The organism is Streptomyces sp. NBC_01235 (assembly GCF_035989285.1).
Taxonomy (GTDB): domain Bacteria; phylum Actinomycetota; class Actinomycetes; order Streptomycetales; family Streptomycetaceae; genus Streptomyces.
In genome coordinates this window covers 10,991,970-11,008,094 of the sequence record NZ_CP108513.1, presented here as the reverse complement: position 1 = coordinate 11,008,094, position 16,125 = coordinate 10,991,970, and the positions used below count along the sequence as shown (strand labels likewise).

At 69.2% G+C, this 16,125-nt stretch carries 14 protein-coding genes and 2 pseudogenes; 9 read left to right on the top strand and 7 right to left on the bottom strand.

The window, feature by feature from the left end; translation table 11 throughout:
- Window positions 1–57 precede the first annotated feature (57 nt).
- Window positions 58–1,215 (bottom strand): alpha-hydroxy-acid oxidizing protein, encoded by a 1,158-nt coding sequence (locus tag OG289_RS49280; RefSeq protein WP_327320520.1) that lies wholly within the window; start codon window positions 1,213–1,215, stop codon window positions 58–60.
- Window positions 1,216–1,343: 128 nt separating this feature from the next.
- On the opposite strand from OG289_RS49280, the gene OG289_RS49275 reads away from it, so the two are divergent.
- From OG289_RS49275 to OG289_RS49250, 6 genes and pseudogenes are all read left to right on the top strand, one after another.
- Window positions 1,344–2,435, top strand: a complete 1,092-nt coding sequence (locus OG289_RS49275; RefSeq protein ID WP_327320519.1) for an Lrp/AsnC family transcriptional regulator — start codon at window positions 1,344–1,346, stop codon at window positions 2,433–2,435.
- Window positions 2,436–3,076: 641 nt separating this feature from the next.
- A pseudogene (locus tag OG289_RS49270) lies at window positions 3,077–3,562 on the top strand (transposase); the annotation flags it as partial.
- Between the two features lie 343 nt (window positions 3,563–3,905).
- Window positions 3,906–4,586 carry a polyprenyl diphosphate synthase gene (gene uppS, locus OG289_RS49265; RefSeq protein ID WP_327320517.1) on the top strand — a complete coding sequence of 227 codons (681 nt, stop codon included), beginning with the start codon at window positions 3,906–3,908 and terminating at the stop codon, window positions 4,584–4,586.
- A complete protein-coding gene (locus OG289_RS49260) occupies window positions 4,583–5,485 on the top strand; it encodes a squalene/phytoene synthase family protein (RefSeq protein ID WP_327320516.1) in 903 nt (300 codons plus the stop codon). Before uppS ends, OG289_RS49260 begins: the two co-directional genes overlap by 4 nt.
- Before the next feature lie 122 nt (window positions 5,486–5,607).
- Window positions 5,608–6,207: a peroxidase-related enzyme gene (locus OG289_RS49255; protein ID WP_327320515.1), complete on the top strand. Its 600-nt coding sequence runs from the start codon at window positions 5,608–5,610 to the stop codon at window positions 6,205–6,207.
- Between the two features lie 180 nt (window positions 6,208–6,387).
- Window positions 6,388–6,837, top strand: a complete 450-nt coding sequence (locus OG289_RS49250; RefSeq protein ID WP_327320514.1) for an SRPBCC family protein — start codon at window positions 6,388–6,390, stop codon at window positions 6,835–6,837.
- A 179-nt stretch (window positions 6,838–7,016) separates the two neighbouring features.
- Here OG289_RS49250 and OG289_RS50000 read toward each other — a convergent pair.
- Both OG289_RS50000 and OG289_RS49235 read right to left on the bottom strand, forming a co-directional pair.
- Window positions 7,017–8,233 (bottom strand): annotated as a pseudogene (locus tag OG289_RS50000) (MFS transporter).
- 59 nt (window positions 8,234–8,292) lie between these two features.
- The gene (locus OG289_RS49235; protein ID WP_327321032.1) at window positions 8,293–9,471 is read right to left on the bottom strand and encodes an amino acid deaminase/aldolase; all 1,179 of its coding nucleotides are present in this window, start codon (window positions 9,469–9,471) and stop codon (window positions 8,293–8,295) included.
- 678 nt (window positions 9,472–10,149) lie between these two features.
- Here OG289_RS49235 and OG289_RS49230 point away from each other — a divergent pair.
- Window positions 10,150–11,418: an aldehyde dehydrogenase family protein gene (locus OG289_RS49230; protein WP_327320511.1), complete on the top strand. Its 1,269-nt coding sequence runs from the start codon at window positions 10,150–10,152 to the stop codon at window positions 11,416–11,418.
- Window positions 11,419–11,609: 191 nt separating this feature from the next.
- On the opposite strand, the gene OG289_RS49225 is transcribed toward OG289_RS49230, so the two are convergent.
- Window positions 11,610–12,848 carry an IS256 family transposase gene (locus tag OG289_RS49225; RefSeq protein ID WP_327315785.1) on the bottom strand — a complete coding sequence of 413 codons (1,239 nt, stop codon included), beginning with the start codon at window positions 12,846–12,848 and terminating at the stop codon, window positions 11,610–11,612.
- Between the two features lie 96 nt (window positions 12,849–12,944).
- Window positions 12,945–13,115, bottom strand: coding sequence for a hypothetical protein (locus OG289_RS49220; RefSeq protein WP_327320510.1), 171 nt, complete (start codon window positions 13,113–13,115; stop codon window positions 12,945–12,947).
- A 179-nt stretch (window positions 13,116–13,294) separates the two neighbouring features.
- Here OG289_RS49220 and OG289_RS49215 point away from each other — a divergent pair, with 179 nt between their 5' ends.
- Entirely contained in the window at window positions 13,295–13,492 is a 198-nt protein-coding gene (locus tag OG289_RS49215; RefSeq protein ID WP_327320509.1) for a hypothetical protein, read from the top strand.
- Window positions 13,493–13,500: 8 nt separating this feature from the next.
- The gene (locus OG289_RS49210; protein WP_327320508.1) at window positions 13,501–13,845 is read left to right on the top strand and encodes a hypothetical protein; all 345 of its coding nucleotides are present in this window, start codon (window positions 13,501–13,503) and stop codon (window positions 13,843–13,845) included.
- Here OG289_RS49210 and OG289_RS49205 read toward each other — a convergent pair.
- Window positions 13,793–14,641 carry an IS5 family transposase gene (locus tag OG289_RS49205; RefSeq protein ID WP_327320507.1) on the bottom strand — a complete coding sequence of 283 codons (849 nt, stop codon included), beginning with the start codon at window positions 14,639–14,641 and terminating at the stop codon, window positions 13,793–13,795. The genes OG289_RS49210 and OG289_RS49205 overlap by 53 nt on opposite strands.
- Window positions 14,642–14,898: 257 nt before the next feature.
- On the bottom strand, window positions 14,899–16,101 hold the full coding sequence (locus OG289_RS49200) for an FAD-dependent oxidoreductase (protein WP_327320506.1): 1,203 nt from the start codon (window positions 16,099–16,101) through the stop codon (window positions 14,899–14,901).
- Between the last annotated feature and the right edge of the window lie 24 nt (window positions 16,102–16,125).

The window sequence follows — 16,125 nt, the reverse complement described above, 5'->3', positions numbered from 1 at the left end:
GCGCTCCCGCCCCGGGCCGGCCGGCTGCCCCGTCGCCGACGTCGGACAGTCGCGCGCTCAGACGGGCTGAAGCGCTTCGGGGACGAGGTGCTTGAGCGTGGGGTATCCGTCGACGGCCATGATCAGGTCGGCTTCGGCCAGCAGCGCGCGCAGCACGTGGACGATGCCGTCCGTGCCGGCCAGTGCGCACCCGTGCGCGTAGGGGCGGCCGATCCCGACGGCGGTCGCACCCAGGGCGAGCGCCTTGATGATGTCGGCGCCGCTGCGGATGCCGGAGTCGAACAGGACCGGGAGTCCTTCGGCGGCTTCGACGACGCCGGGCAGGGCGTTGAGGGCGGGGAGGCCGCCGTTGGCCTGTCGGCCGCCGTGGTTGGAACAGTAGATGCCGTCCACCCCGGCGTCCTTGGCGCGGCGGGCGTCCTCGGGGTGGCAGATGCCTTTGACGATCAGCGGCAGAGTGGTGAGGGAGCGCAGCCAGTCCAGGTCGTTCCAGGTGAGCGAGTTGCCGAAGATCTGGGTCCAGTGCAGGATCGCGGTCTGCGGGTCCTCCTCGGGCGGGCGCCGCAAGGCGGCGCGGAAGACCGGGTCGCTGGTGTAGTTGGCCAGAGCGTGGCCGCGCAGCTGTGGGAAGTTGGACGTGGCCAGGTCTCGGGGGCGCCAGCCGTTGATCCAGGTGTCGAGGGTGACGACGATGCCCTTGAACCCCGCTCGTTCGGCGCGGTGGACAAGGCTTTCGGCAAGGTCCCGGTCGGTGGGTGTGTAGAGCTGGAAGAAGCCCGGTGTGTCGCCGAGTTGATCCGCCACCTGCTCCAGCGGATCGACCGAGAGAGTGGAGGCGACCATGGGGACGCCGGTACGTGCGGCGGCGCGGGCCGTGGCCAGGTCGCCGTGGCCGTCCTGCGCGCATATGCCGATCATCCCGATCGGGGCGAGGAACACCGGCGACGGAAGGGTCATCCCCAGCAGCTCGACTGTCAGATCCCGCTCGACGGCGCCGACGAACATGCGCGGGACCAGCCCCCATCGGTCGAAGGCGGTGACATTGGCCCGCTGAGTGCGCTCGTCTCCCGCGCCACCTGCGACGTAGGACCACACCGACGGAGGCAGCGCGGCCTCCGCCCTGGTCTCCAGCTCCGCGAAGTCCATGGGCAAGGTCGGCAGCACCCCGCCCAGCCCGTTGAGATAGATCTCGTTCTGGTAGTCGGCGAACGCCATGTCACCGCCCCTTCGATCACAAACCACCTGGGTACGCTTTGGAACACCCAGAATGCGACACCGAGCAGCACGGCCGCCCTGGATGCAGGATTTCGCTGCCCATGCACGAGAGAACGCAGGATATGGAAGTGACGAACACCCCCCTGCTGAGCGAGGACGATCTCGCACTCATCCATGCCCTGCAGTTGCAGCCCCGGGCCTCGTGGACCGACCTGGGTCGCACTCTTGGGGTGGATCCGGTAACCGTGGCCCGCCGGTTCAACCGTCTGAGCGACCGCGGCGAGGCCTGGGTCAGTGTCTCGCCCGGCGCCAGGCTGTTCGACCAGATCTGTGTCGCCCTCGTCGATATCGACTGCACGGCCGGCACGAGCGCCCAGGTGACGCGCACCCTGGAGAGCCACCCGCATGTGATCACCATCGAACGGTCGGCTGACACCCACCGTGTCCTCGCGACCGTGGCCACCCGCGACCTGGCTGCCATGTCCCGCTACGCCCTTGACGGCCTCGCATCCATCCCGGGTATCGCGGCTGTCCGCACCCGAATCGTCACGCACATGTTCACCGAGGGTGGCCACTGGCGCATTGACGCGCTCGCGTCGGACCAGCGAACGCAGCTGATCGACGCCCGCGCGCCAAGGCCCGCCGACCCTGCCCGCGGACAGTACGAAATCACCTCACACGACCGCACGCTTCTCGGTCACCTGTCCCACGACGGGCGAGCCTCCCACCGCTCCCTGGCCGAAGCCCTGGGCACCAGCCGCTACAGCGTCAAACGGCGCATCGACCAGCTGGTACGCCTGCGTCTGCTCCGCTTCCGTTGCGATTTCGCCCGCCCCCTGGGCGGCTGGCCCGTCGCCGTCACTCTCTGGGCGACGGCACCCGCCAACGACCTGTCCGACATCGGCCACGCTCTTGTCCGCCTCCCCGAGACCCGCAACTGCGCGGCGATCAGCGGCACCCACAACCTGATCATTCAGGCCAGCCTTCACTCGATAAGTGACGTGCTCCGCCTCGAGACCCATCTCGCCCGCGCTCACCCCAGCCTCGTCATCGCCGAAAGGACCATCACACTCCGCCACGACAAACTCCTCGGGCGCGTCCTTGACCGGCATGGCCGCTCCATTGGTGTCGTAGCGCCGGATCTGTGGAGCGAGCCGGACCTTCAAGCGAACGGCATCTCCAGAGAGCCGATGCCTGTCATGGACCTCTCGGGGGCCTGAAGCACCGAACGGTGCGTAGCTCCACAGCGGAGGTCACATCGCCGCCCACCCCCTGGCACAGACCCTGATTGGTCGGACAGTCCTTGGCAGCTACTTTCCGGCCGTTATCGCCGGTTGTCCGAGGAGCCGGCACATCGACGACCTCATACGCACGCGGGACGCCCTGGAGGCGGCGATGACCACGGCCCGGGCCCGTCGAGAGGCCCTGCGGGCAGCGGCGGCCGAGTGACCCGCAATGCCTGAACGCCGTCACGCAAGCACCATGACCGACCTGCGCCAGGTCACGTTGCAGCGTGGTGCTGCTCGACGGCGAAGGTCTGAAGGGGCCGCTGCGTAAGATCGGCAGGTCGTCGCAGCCGAGTGCACACCGAGGGTCTCGGTGTGCACTCGACGTACCGCTCCGCGCGGCCTCCCGCGACGCCGGCCGCGTGGCGCCGTTGACCGTACGAACGCGTTGTGTCTCGGTCCGGAATGACCGGCAGCTCCACCCACGCGGCGTTCCCGACGGCGTGAAGGGACACCTCGCCGCCGGTGCGGCGGTTCTCCGGGGTGATGTGCAGGAAGGGGAAGGCGCGGAACAGGGGAGGCCACCTCGATCACCAGACGGTGACCGGCCTCGAAGACCATGCTGGTGGGACCGATCGCCCTGTGTCAGGGTCGGGGCCGCGGGCTCGGGACGCGTCTCCCTGGCTGGTCTGGTCTGCCGCAAGGCCGGCCGGCGCACCCGGCTGGTCTTCCGGATGCTGGTCCACCACGGCCGCAAAGGTGAGAAGAAGGGCTTTCGGGAAAGGGACTTCGCCGCGTTACTGGATGCCGCCCACCAGCAGCTCGGCGGCAACATCGTGCTGGTGTCGGACAACTACAGCCACCACGTCGACGCCGCGATGCGCGAACTGATCGGGAAACGGCCGTGGCTGACCGTCTTCCGTTTCCCCACCTACACCCCCGACCTCAACCCGGCCGAGGGTGTGTGGGCGCACCTGAAGAAGAGCCTGGGCAACCTGGCCCCATGCAGTATCGATGACCTGGCCGGGCTGGTCCGCACCCGCCTCAAACGGATGCAGTACCGGCCCGACCTGCTCGACGGGTTCATCGCCGAGACCGCACTCGTAACGACGCCACCATGACGTCACCCCGAACCGCAAACCTCAGTAGCTGCGGCGGCTTGCGCCTCCACGCGAAGGGAGGCTGCTGCAGTGGAGGCGCGAGCGAGCCCGGCGAACGGGCCCGGGTGGCCGCCGAGGTGGCCAGATGGCCTGCGCGCCCGCACGCCAGTGCATGGTGCGCCGCCTGTGCCCGCCGCGATCCACGGTTGACTGGTGGAGATCCATGGCTTTCTGGCTCGGGCACCTTTGTGGCACGTCTGGCCCTTCCGGGATGGCGAAGATCGCGTACGCCGCATATCCATGGAGATAAGTCCGTCTCGGAGGGTAAAGGTCATTGATGATGGTTTCTACCGACCCATGCCATGTGGCGTGCATCCTGGACGGGAACGGCAGATGGGCTGAGGAGCGCGGTCTCGTACGCAGCGAGGGTCACGGCCACGGGGCCGACCCCGCCCGGCGGATGGTCGAGACAGCCGACGACATGGGGCTGCAATGGCTGTCCATGTACGTGTTCTCCACCGAGAACTGGGCACGGCCGGCAGCCGAGGTCGCCGTGATCATGCGGGCGATCGAGAGGTTCATCGACGCCAACCTCGAAAGCTGGCACCGCCGGGGCATCCGCATCCGGTACCTGGGGCAGCCACACAACCAGGTGCCTTCGTCTCTGCGGTCCGCGATGACCCGCTCCGCCGCGGTGACGGCCTCGAACACCGGCATGACGGTCACAGTGGCCCTGAACCACGGCGGGCAGGGCGACATCGTGCACGCGGTCCGCTCCATCGTCGCCGCCGGTGTTCCGGCCGGCCAGATCACCGAGCGGACACTTGCGGCACACCTGCCCCACCCCGACATGCCCCCGGTGGATCTGCTGATCCGCACATCCGGGGAGATGCGCCTGTCGGGGTTCCTGCTGTGGCACATGGCCTACGCCGAGTTGGTGTTCCTTCCCGATCTGTGGCCCGACATGACACCGGAGAAGTTCCGTGAGGCCATCGAGATCTACCGCCACCGCTCGCGCCGCTTCGGCAAAGTGGCCACGCGGTGACCAAGCTCGCCACCTGGCGTACGGCCCTGGATGCCGCGGACATCCGCGGCGAGCGACTGCACCAGGACTACACCCGGTGCGCGCAGTTCATCCGGGAGCGTGACACCGGACCCTACGTCGGAGTCCGTCTCCTGGCCCCGCCGGCCATGCAGCCGCACCTGCTGGCCGGGCTCGCCTTCGCCAACCGCACCGACGACCTCGCCGACGCGGGGAACAGCGGGCCCGCCCAAGCGCGGCGCGCGGACTGGCTGGCCCAGGCGCGGCGCGAGGCGCCGGACGACTCGTGCCCCTATCCCATCGTGCGGGCATTCATGAACTCGGCGACGGTACGGGGGCTTTGCCCGTCATGGATGCGGCGCTTGCTGGATGCCGCCGAGCTGGAGCCCGCCTTCGCAGGCCTCGCCGACGAAGCGGAGTTCGGCCAGTACGTGGACCGCTACACCTGGCCCCTGCTGATGTGTTCGGCAGGTCTGCAGTACCAGGGCGGCCCCAGCGACGAAGCGGCCCGCACGTGGCGGGCCTACGCCGACTTCGCCCAGCGTCTGGATTTCCTCAACGATCTGCGGGCGGATCTGGAGGCCGGACGCCTGTGTCTGCCCGCCGACGCGCTCACGGAGCACGCCGTGGCGCGCTCCGACCTCGAACAGGGCCTGGACACCGCCAACGTACGCGCCCTGCTGCAGGACATGTGTGCCCGCGCCCGTGCCGCGCTGAAGGAAGCGCGTGCGGTCGTGGACGTGTGCGATCCAGGGCAGTTGGCAGCGGCCCGCTCGCTGCTGGCCCTGCAGGAGAGACAGCTCAACGACATCCGCAGTTCCCGTGCACGGATCCTCCACCGCCCGGTCGGCTACCACGTCCCGACCATGGTCCGCACCATGCTGGCCGCCCTCCTGACGTAGCCCGGCGTTCAGCGGGGCGTTCAGCGGGGCGTCTTCAGCGCGATTCGGCGCCGCCGTGTCGCCGCTGCGCGCAGCACTGGGCCTGCTGGGAATCAGTGCACCATATGAAAGGAGCCCCGACCATGTCCCCCGCTAACGCCGCCAACCCGGCATGGATCACCGTGCCAGCGGCAGAGAGCCTGCCCGAGAAAGTCTCCGCCGAGATCGATCCGATCGTGAAGAAGATCGGCTTCGTGCCCAACGTGGCCCGACTGCTGGCCATCAGCCCCGACCATTTCGTCGGCTGGTGGCGCTACTTCGACGAGCTGATGCGCGGCCCCTCGGGCCTGACCAAGACCCAACGAGAGATGATCGCCGTCGTCGTGTCGGCAGAGGCGCGCTGCCCCTACTGTGTGGCCGCGCATGCCGCCGCACTGCGGCTGCGCACCAAGGACTCCGCCTCGGTCGACCGTCTCGCCGCCAACTACCGCCACGTCGACCTTGCGCACCAGGACCGGGTGATGCTCGACTTCGCCGTCAAGCTGACCCAGACGCCCGAGGCGTGCGACGAAGACGACAGCGTCCGACTGCGAGACGTCGGGTTCACCGACGCGGACATCCTGCACATCGTGGAAGTCACAGCGATCTTCAACTACAACGTGCGCCTGGCCACCGCCACAGGGCTGTTCCCCAACGCCGGCTACCACGAGCTCGGCCGGACCGCAGCAGCGACAGCGGGCTGAGACATGGCCGCGGCCGACCGGACCCTCTCCGCTTCACCAGGCGGTCTCGGCATGGCCGGCCATCGACTGTCCGCTCGACAACAGCCGCCGTACGAACCCTGTGCCCCTGGCTGTCTCTCCTGGCGTGCTGGGTGAGCTGGGGAGAGCGTTTTTTTAATGGCCCGACAGATGGGGACACACATGTCCGCGATCAAGGAAACCGTTGACATCGGTCGCCGCCCCGAGGAGGTCTTCGCGTACGTCACCGACCCCTCCCATATGCCGCAATGGCAGGAGAGTGCCGTATCCGCACACCGGGTGGGCGACAGCCCGATGGGCGTGGGCTCCCGGGCCAAGGCGACGTGGCGGATCGGCCGCCTCGAGTTCCCGATGACGATGGAAGTGACCGAGTTCGATCCGCCGAGAAGCTGGCGTCTGATCGGCATCGGAGGACCCGCGCGAGGGCAGGTCCACGGAACGATCGAGCCGCTTGACGACGGCGCGAGCTCACGCCTGACGATCGACCTGGACTTCGAGACGTATGGGATGGGCAAGTTGCTCGCCCCCTTGGTTCTCCGCCCACAAGCTCGCAAGGAACTGCCGCGCGACGAGCAAACGCTCAAGAAACTGCTGGAGCAGGGCGCCGCTTGACGGACGTCTCCTGGGCGCGGTCGGCGCGTGGAGACGCTCGCCGAGGCCCAGACGGACCTCCGACAAGAACGACAGGTCCGGCCTGAAGCCGGTCAGCACCATGTCCTCGTCCACCGACCAGGCGACGCCTGTCCTCGTCGGCCACGACCAGCTACTGAGGTTTGCGGTTCGGGGTGACGTCATGGTGGCGTCGTTACGAGTGCGGTCTCGGCGATGAACCCGTCGAGCAGGTCGGGCCGGTACTGCATCCGTTTGAGGCGGGTGCGGACCAGCCCGGCCAGGTCATCGATACTGCATGGGGCCAGGTTGCCCAGGCTCTTCTTCAGGTGCGTCCACACACCCTCGGCCGGGTTGAGGTCGGGGGTGTAGGTGGGGAAACGGAAGACGGTCAGCCACGGCCGTTTCCCGATCAGTTCGCGCATCGCGGCGTCGACGTGGTGGCTGTAGTTGTCCGACACCAGCACGATGTTGCCGCCGAGCTGCTGGTGGGCGGCATCCAGTAACGCGGCGAAGTCCCTTTCCCGAAAGCCCTTCTTCTCACCTTTGCGGCCGTGGTGGACCAGCATCCGGAAGACCAGCCGGGTGCGCCGGCCGGCCTTGCGGCAGACCAGACCAGCCAGGGAGACGCGTCCCGAGCCCGCGGCCCCGACCCTGACACAGGGCGTGTGACCACGCCGGGACCAGGTCCGTGCTTGCGGCGGCCGGAGCAGCTGGCCCGACTCATCCGCGAAGCACAGCCACGCCTCCTGGTCCCTCACCGTCTTTCCACCCGGGGCCAGGTCTCCTTGATCCAGCCGGTCACGGCGTCCTCGTCGCGTTCGGCGGCCCGGCGCGCCGGGGCCTGCACCGTGAAGCCCATCTGGTGCAGGATGCCGAGGGCCTGCGGGCCGTAGATGGCGCTGGATATCATGCCCCGCTGCCGCTCGGGCACCCGGTCGGCGATCACCGCGGTCAGGCCGGCGGTCGCGGCGCCGAGTCCGAGCATGGCCGCCGACCACGCCAGGGTCACTCCCCACATGGTGGTCTGCGCGCCCGTGGCCAGCAGACCGGCCGCGAACGCCAGCGCGCCACCGCCCAGCCAGGCCCTGCGCCGGCCGAAGCGGCTGCGCGAACGGTCGCACAGCGCTCCCGCGACCGGGAGCGCGAGCAGGACGACGAAGCCCGAGACGCCGTTGACGACGGCGTAGTCGGTGACCTTGCCGGCCGGGTCGATCTCCTGCAACTGCTGGGGGATCAGCAGTTGCAGGGGGACGAGGTTGGCCATCCAGTAGCCGAACCAGACCAGGCTGTAGACGAACGTCCAACGACGGGACACGGGCTGAGTGGGTCCGTCCGCGACGACACCCACGGGGGCTGCCGCGACCACGGGTGCGGGTGATGTGAACTCGGCGGACATCGGGCCTCCGGGAGGTGGGTTCGGCCAGAAGGGCGAGTGGGGGGTGGCACAGTTGGGATTCAGAGGAACGCCTGTCCCTCGCCTCGGTAAGTGGGCACCTGGCCGACGACCTCGGAGCCGGACACCAGGTGGAGGGTGTTGACGCGTTCGCACAGCTCGCCGGCTTTGGCGTGGCGCAGCCATACGTGGTCGCCGAGCCGCAGGCCGTGCGCGGCCTCGCCCAGCACGGGGGTCTGGACCTCTCCGGCGCCTTCGAGCGGAGTCAGCTTCAGACCGTGGGGCCAGCTGAGCGTCGGCAGCCGGTCGGCACCCACCGGTCCCGAGGCGACCCAGCCGCCGCCGAGCAGAGTGGCGATCTTCGCCGTGGGGCGGCGTACGACAGGCATGACGAAGAACGCGGCGGCACGAGGCCGGAAGCGGCGGTAGTGGTCGAACAGCCCGGGTCCGTAGAGCCCCGATCCCGCCCCTATTTCGGTGATGACGTGCTCGGCGGCGGTCTGCTCGACGGTTCCGGTGCCTCCGCCGTTGACGAACTCCAGTGGTGCGACGTTCTCGACGGCGGCGATGACGGCGGCCCGGCGTTCGGCGAGCTCGCGGGCCGACAGGCGCTGCATGGCCCGGCGCAACACACCCTGTATGGGCGAGCCGAGCGGGTTGTCTCCCAGGCCGGCGATCTGGCCCTCGTACGACATCACGCCCACGAGCCGGAAGCCGGGCCGCTCGGTGATGGCGCGGGCAAGGTCCGCGGCCTGCTGCGGGGTGTGTACGGGTGAGCGGTACGGGCCCAGGTGGACGCGCCCACCCAACAGTTCGAGCGATGCGTCCAGGTCGATACACACCCTGAGGTCGGGGCGCTTCGGGCCCACGGCCTCGTCGACGAAGTCCAGGTGGCCGACCGAGTCGATCATCAGGGTGACGCGTTCGGCGGCGCGGTCGTCCGCGGCGAGACGCCGCAACGCTTCCTGGTCGGTTGTCGGGTAGCCGATCACCACGTCGTCATACTCTTCGGCGAGCCACAGGGCCTCGGGCAGGGTGAAGGCGAGGATGCCGTGGTAGCGCGGTCGTTCAGCCGCGCGTCGGATCAGGTCGCGGCTGCGAACTGACTTGCTGGCGAGGCGGATGGTGGCGTTGCCGCTTGTACGGCGGGCCAGGTCGGCGGCGTTGAGGTCGAAGGCGTCCAGGTCGACCACGGCGAAAGGGGGTTCCAGGTGCTCGGTCGCCTTGGCGAGCTGGGTCATCCGGACCTCGCTCAACCCACTGACGGCGGCCCGCACCTGGTCGGGCGTGGATATCGCAGATGTGCTCATGCGGTCCTCCTCGATCGTCATCACGCACCTCCGGACGGGTCCGACAGCCGGGTGCGGCCGGCGCGCAGGAGACGGTCGCGCTCGCGCCGCCCTTTGGCTTCGATGGTGGGCACGAGCAGGCGAATGAGCTGTGGGATCGCACCCGCGACCTGCTGGCATTGAGTTCGGCGGCGTGCACGGGGTCGTCGGTCGGGACGGTCGCCGCGAACAGGGTGCGGCCGTCATCGCTGGCCACCAGGCAGCTGAGCGTGTGCTGGCTGGTGGCCACGCGGTCGAGGAGCTGTCCACCCTCCGCCACGCGGACGCACTCGCCGCGCAGGGCGTTGGCGACCCAGACGGTCCGTCCGTCCTGATCCCAGGCGAGACCGTCCGGGGCGATCGGTGAGGCGGAGCGCTTGGCGATCTGGGGATGGTCCAGCAGGGTTGAGACCTTCCGGGTGACCCGGCCGGCCGGTCCCCCGTCGTTGACCAGCCGCCACAGCAGGGGTGAGACCAGCGAACCCCAGGGGCGCGGCGCGTCGAGCGTGCCGTCCGGCCGTACGGGGAACGCGGCGATGCGCAGGCCGTGCCGACGCCCGTTCGCGACTGTTCGCGCGCGCCCGTCACTGGATGCTGACCCACCGTCAGGAAATCGTGGACTCGATCGTCGCCGAGAACGGCAAGGCGGAGGAGGACGCGGTCATCGAGGTGGTCTACTGCGTCGGCGCCTTCGCCCACTGGGCCAGACAGTCCCCGCGGCTGCTCGCCGAGACCAGGGTCCGCTCACTGTCTCCACTGGTTCTGGGGCGCCGCATGTACACGCAACGTGTGCCGCTCGGCGTGGTCGGCGTCATCGGGCCGTGGAACAACCCGCTGATCAACTCGTTCGGCGACGCCATCCCGGCGCTCGCCGCCGGCAACACCGTCGTCCTCAAGCCGTCCGAGTGCACACCGCTGACCGCGCTCCTCATGGAGCGGTTGGCCCGCGAGTGCGGCTGGCCGAAGGACGTGTTCCAGGTCGTCACGGGCGCCGGCGCCACCGGACGGGCCGTCGTGGACACCGTCGACTTCGTGATGTTCACCGGCTCGACGAGGACCGGGCGGGCCGTCGCGGCGCGGGCCAGGGAGCGGCTCGTGCCCTGCTCGCTCGAACTCGGCGGCAAGGACGCCCTGATCGTCCTCGCGGACGCCGACGTCGAGCGCGCCGTCAACGTCGCCCTGCACGGCGCTCTCGTCAACGGCGGCCAGATGTGCACGTCGGTCGAGCGGTGCTACGTCGAGGCCCCCGTGTACGAGAGGTTCGTCGCCCGGCTGCGCGAGCGGTTCGAGGAGGTCACCCAGGCCAGGCCGGACGGGCCGGGCAGCACCGACGTGGGCGCCCTGACCTTCCCGCCCCAGCTGGACGTCGTGACGGACCACGTGACGGACGCGGTCGAGCGCGGCGCCCGGGTGCTCGTCGGCGGGCACGCGGCGTCCGGCCCGGGCCGGTTCTTCGAGCCCACGCTGCTGGTCGACGTCGACCACTCGATGGCGTGCATGCGTGAGGAGACCTTCGGCCCCACACTGCCGGTGATGAAGGTGGCCGACGCGGAGGAGGCGGTGCGTCTCGCCAACGACAGCCCCTACGGCCTGCAGGCCACCATCGTGGGCAAGGACACCGCCCGGGCCCGGAGGCTGGCCGAGCGGCTGGAGGTCGGCTGCGTCACCGTCAACGACGTCCAGTCCAACTACATGGCGTTCGGTCTGCCCATGGGTGGCTGGAAGGGATCCGGGCTGGGCGTCCGCCACGGAGCTGAGGGGATACGCAAGTACACCCGGCTCCGGGCGGTGTCGGTGAACCGATTCCCGCTGCGCCGCGACCCGCACATGCTGCCGTTCGATCCCTCGCCCTACTGGTGAAGCGTCGGTATTCGAGAGTTGCAGTATTCGCCCGCAGGGCGGGCGGCGCCGCCCTGCGGGCACCGTGCCGAGAGCCGCGAACCAAACGGCGGCGTAGCGGCAGCGAACCGCCGTACGCCAGCAGACGGGCCTGTCGGGTCACGTCCGCTGGAGTGGTGTATTGACGGCCACTCGGTGATCTCGTTTTGAGGTTATGCGGTGAGTTCGGTCGGGAGGACGGTGTCGTCGGTTTGTGACTCGATCGGGTGGAGGCGGGTCTTGGCGAGCAGGTCGAGTCCCATGTATCGGCGGGCTTCGGTCCACTCGTCGTTCTGCTCGGCCAGCACCGCGCCGACGAGTCGGATGAGGGCGGTGCGGTCGGGGAAGATGCCGACCACGTCGGTGCGGCGGCGGATTTCCTTGTTCAGTCGCTCCTGCGGATTGTTCGACCAGATCTGCCGCCAGATCTCGCGGGGGAACGCGGTGAACGCCAGCAGTTCGTGCTGGGCGGAGTCCAAGTGGGCTGCCGCCTTGGGGAACTTGGCCTCCATCGCGTCCAGCACATGTCGCATCTGGGCCTGGACGGCGTCGGCATCGGGCTGTTCGAAGACCGTCCGCAGCAGTGTGGCCACCCAGGGCTGGGCGGACTTCGGCACCTGGCTGAGCAGATTCCGGGCGTAATGCGTGCGGCATCGCTGCCAGGAGGCGCCGGGCAGGACCGCGCCGATCGCGTTCACCAGGCCGGTGTGGGCGTCGGAGACGACCAGCTGGACGCCGGACAGGCCACGGGCGGTCAGGGAGCGCAGGAAGGCGAGCCAGCCGGCACCGTCCTCGGCGGTGGCGACGTCGATGCCGAGGATCTCGCGGTGGCCGTCGGCATTGACTCCGACCGCGATCAGCGCGTGGACGTTGATGATGCGGCCGCCCTCGCGGACCTTCTGGGTCAGTGCGTCGACCCAGACGAACGCGTAGGGTCCGGCGTCGAGGGGCCGGTTGCGGAACGCGGCGACCTGCTCGTCCAGGTGCTTGGCCATCGCGCTGACCTGCGACTTCGACAGCTGGGTGACGCCGAGGGACTCGGCGAGCTTCTCGACTCGGCGGGTGGAGACGCCGAGCAGGTAGGCGGTGGCGACCACCGAGATCAGGGCCTGCTCGGCCCGGCGGCGCCGTTCGAGGAGCCAGTGCGGGAAGTAACTGCCCTGGCGCAGCTTGGGGACGGCCAGTTCGACGGTGCCGGCCCTCGTGTCCCACTCGCGTGGGCGGTAGCCGTTGCGGTGGTTGACGCGTTCGTCGCTGACCTGCCCGTATTCGGCATTGCAGAGGGCGTCGGCCTCCGCGGACATGAGGGCGTCGGCGAACGTCTTGATCATCGCGCGCAGCAGATCGGGACTCGCCGCGGCGAGGTTGTCCTCGGCGAGGGCGTGCAGGGGCAGACTGTCAGGTGCGGTCATCGTGCTGATCTCCTTCGAGGCTTCGACACTTCGAAGATCAGCCGGTGGCCGTTCATCTATGCGGGCACCATCCCGATGCCGGAGCAAACCCCCGGATCAGGTCGAACCCGTACACCACTTCCCTGGACGCAACCGCCTGTCGTACGACAAGAGTGAGGCCCGGAAGATCGCCGAGGCAGTGGGGTTGGGCGTTCCGTTCTGCTGTCCGCCGAAGGCGTCGGGTGCCCAGTCCAGGGCCTGCATCGGCGGATCGAACACCCTGTTCATGGATGGATCCTTGGGGCCGTTTTCCAGGATGCAGTGCCCCCTGAGCACGCTGTAGAAACTGGACGTCCAGTTGTTGTCTACGAAGCCGTATCTCAACCGAACGTGATCGCTTGATTTCCGCTGGTCAGGCATGGTCTAGCTCGGAATGAGGGAGGCATCCGGCGTCTTGTTTCCGCTCCATGAGCGAGGGGTGCGCGATGGCGTCGGTGCTGGGAATGCTGGAGGAGCGGGAGACAGCTGCCCGGGTGCGGGTGGAAGGGCTGCGGGAGGAAGTCGCCCGGTTGGCTGGGGTGTTGGAGGCCGCCGAGATCGAGCTGGACCGGCGGGTGATCGCGCGGGAAGAGCTGGTCGAGGCCCTAGCAGCCTCGGCTGTCTGACCACCGCCGTGATCGAGGCCGGGGCGGAGCGGGAAACCGTGCCCTCGCCCGCGCCGGTGCCGGGCTCGATCGTGCCGCCTTGGCGCGAAGGATTGCCGGGGACGGTGCTGGCGCCGGACTACCAACGGATCCTGAGCGTGCTCGACGAGCGGCAGCCGGCGGGCCAAGAACCGCTGAAGGCCAAGGAGATCACGGCGGAGCTGGGCCTTCAGACGACGTCGGCGAAGGTCGAGGGGGTGCGCTCGAAGGCCGGGCGCCTGGCGGAGCGCGGGTGGATCGTGCAGGAGACGTCGGGGATGTTCAGCGCCGGCCGGCGGCCCGCGCCCGCGCCAGACGCCGCCCCATCCGCGTGACCATCGACCACCGGATCATCGCCTCGCTGCTGGCCGGCAACGTCTCGTAGTCCCGGGCCAGTCGGCGCGAATGCATCAACCACGCGAACGTGCGCTCCACCACCCAGCGCCTCGGCAGCACCACGAACCCCTCCATATCGTCGGTGCGCTTGACGACCTGAAGGGTGAGCGCGAGTTTGTTCCGGCACCAGTCGGCCAGGCCGCCGGTGTAACCGCCGTCGGCCCAGACCAGGCAGATGTCACGGTGCAGGCGGCGCAGCCGCTGCAGCAGGCCCACTGCGGCATCCCGGTCCCCGACGTTCGCGGCGGTCACCGCGACGACCAGCAGCAGACCGAGGCAGTCGGTCACGATGTGCCGCTTGCGGCCGCCCACCTTCTTCCCGCCGTCCCAGGCTCGCGAGACGGACGGCACCGTGGCCGCGGCCTTCACCGACTGCGCGTCGATGATCCCGGCCGTCGGCTCCGCCTCACGCCCCTCCCGCTCACGCACCCGTCCGCGCAGCCGGTCGTGGAACTCTGTGATCAGCCCGTGCTCGCGCCAGCGGCGGAAGAAGGCGTAAACCCGGCCCCAATCAGGGAAGTCCACGCCCATTGCCCGCCAGGAGATCCCGCCCGCGACCAGGTAACGGATCGCGTCCAGCAGCTGGCGGTGGCAGTAGCCCTCGGGCTGCCCGCCCCTGCCCTGGAGCCAGGCCGGCACCGGCAGCAAAGGCCGGACGGCCGCCCATTCCGCGTCCGACATGTCGGAGGGATACCGGCGCTCCCGGTCCGGATGGTCGGCCGCGTTGCCGTACACATGCGCAAGGCAGTCACACGATGGAGCAGCCGAGTTGAACTGAACGGGTTGGGACGCGTACAACAACGACACCAGGGCCTCCCGGCACTGCTCGGTCGGATTCGCATCCCCGAGCTACCGAGAGGCCCTGTCTTCATGCGCGTACCGCCGGAAGATCACCCGGCCAGGAACCCTGTTCGATCTGCACGTCCGTGATCCGTTGAGCGGCTTCTCACTGAAGGCGACGTGGGATCGACCAGATCCCCTCCAGCGGTGCATCAGTCCTGGATGAGGGCCAGTTGCTTCTGGATTTCGCGGGGGTTGGTGTCGCCGGCGACCTTCTGCAGAAGCGGGGTGTGGTCGAGGATGAAGTCGCGGACCGGCCGCAGTGGTGCCGGCGCGTGGTGGAAGACCTGGCCGAGAATCCATGCCTGCTGGACCTGCCGGGCGGTGTGGGGCTTGCGCGGGTCCTCGTAGCTTTGCAGCGCACGCTGTACGGCGGTGAGGTCGCTGAGGTCGACGCCGCGCAGGGCCCGGCCGAGGAAGTAGCCGTCCTCGATGGACATGCCCGCGCCGTAGGCGGCGTAGGGGGAGGTCGGGTGTGCTGCGTCGCCTACGAGGGTGGACCGTCCCTTGGACCACTGCTGCAGACGGGGCCGGTCGCGCAGCACCCAGCGTTGGACGTTGTCCGGCTCTGTCTGGGCGATCAGCCCGGGCAGGGGCGCGGGGAACTCCGCGGCCAACGCGGTGGCCGCGGCCTTGAGGTCGGACGGTGCCGGGGCGTCGGGGTCGGTGGCGGTGAGTACCCACCACTGGAAGCCGTCGCGGCCCTTGTGCCGGATCGATGTCCAGCTTCCCTGCACGGTCCTGCTGTGCGTCAGGACGGACTTGTTCGGTTCGGTGCCGTCGACGTCGGTGAAGGTGAATCCGCCGAAGATGTGCAGTCGGTGCTCGCGCTTGGGCGTATCCCCCCACAGCGTGCGCCGTACCAGCGAGTCGATGCCGTCGGCGCCGACCAGTACGTCGTGCTCGGCTGTGGTGCCGTCGGCGAAGTTCAGAGTGACCGCGTGGTCGTTCTGCTCGATCCGGGTCACCTGCTGGTTGAACCGGAGGGTGCCCGGCGGGATGGCGGCGAGCATCCGCTCGTACAGTTCGGGCCGCAGCAGTCCGATGAACCCGCCGCCGTATGCGCGCTTGGTCTCCGGGTCTTGCCTGACGTGCGCGCGCACGTGGCCCCGGAGGTTGCGGAACTCGGAATCCGTGGGGGAGCCGAGGTCTTCGGTGTCCACTCCGAGGATGCGGAGCGCCTTCAGGGGCGGCGGCCACAGGTTGAGGATGTTGCCGGCCGGCCGCGCCTCGCGGTAGCGCTCGTAGACGGCGACCTCGTGACCGGCCTGGGCTGTGGACAGGGCCGCGGCCATACCGGCCGGACCGGCGCCGAGGACGGCGACGCGGCCGCAGGGGTTGTTCGGCATGAGCATGGGGACACCTCGCGTCATCGAGAG

What these genes read in the sequence shown, in the direction of transcription:
- OG289_RS49280 (WP_327320520.1), bottom strand. Translation starts at nt 1,215, where the DNA reads ATGGCGTTCGCCGACTACCAGAACGAGATCTATCTCAACGGGCTGGGC.
- OG289_RS49220 (WP_327320510.1), bottom strand. Translation starts at nt 13,115, where the DNA reads ATGAACAGGGTGTTCGATCCGCCGATGCAGGCCCTGGACTGGGCACCC.
- OG289_RS49215 (WP_327320509.1), top strand. Translation starts at nt 13,295, where the DNA reads ATGAGCGAGGGGTGCGCGATGGCGTCGGTGCTGGGAATGCTGGAGGAG.
- OG289_RS49200 (WP_327320506.1), bottom strand. Translation starts at nt 16,101, where the DNA reads ATGCTCATGCCGAACAACCCCTGCGGCCGCGTCGCCGTCCTCGGCGCC.
- OG289_RS49230 (WP_327320511.1), top strand. Translation starts at nt 10,150, where the DNA reads ATGCTGACCCACCGTCAGGAAATCGTGGACTCGATCGTCGCCGAGAAC.
- OG289_RS49255 (WP_327320515.1), top strand. Translation starts at nt 5,608, where the DNA reads ATGTCCCCCGCTAACGCCGCCAACCCGGCATGGATCACCGTGCCAGCG.
- OG289_RS49235 (WP_327321032.1), bottom strand. Translation starts at nt 9,471, where the DNA reads ATGACCCAGCTCGCCAAGGCGACCGAGCACCTGGAACCCCCTTTCGCC.
- OG289_RS49225 (WP_327315785.1), bottom strand. Translation starts at nt 12,848, where the DNA reads ATGACCGCACCTGACAGTCTGCCCCTGCACGCCCTCGCCGAGGACAAC.
- OG289_RS49250 (WP_327320514.1), top strand. Translation starts at nt 6,388, where the DNA reads ATGTCCGCGATCAAGGAAACCGTTGACATCGGTCGCCGCCCCGAGGAG.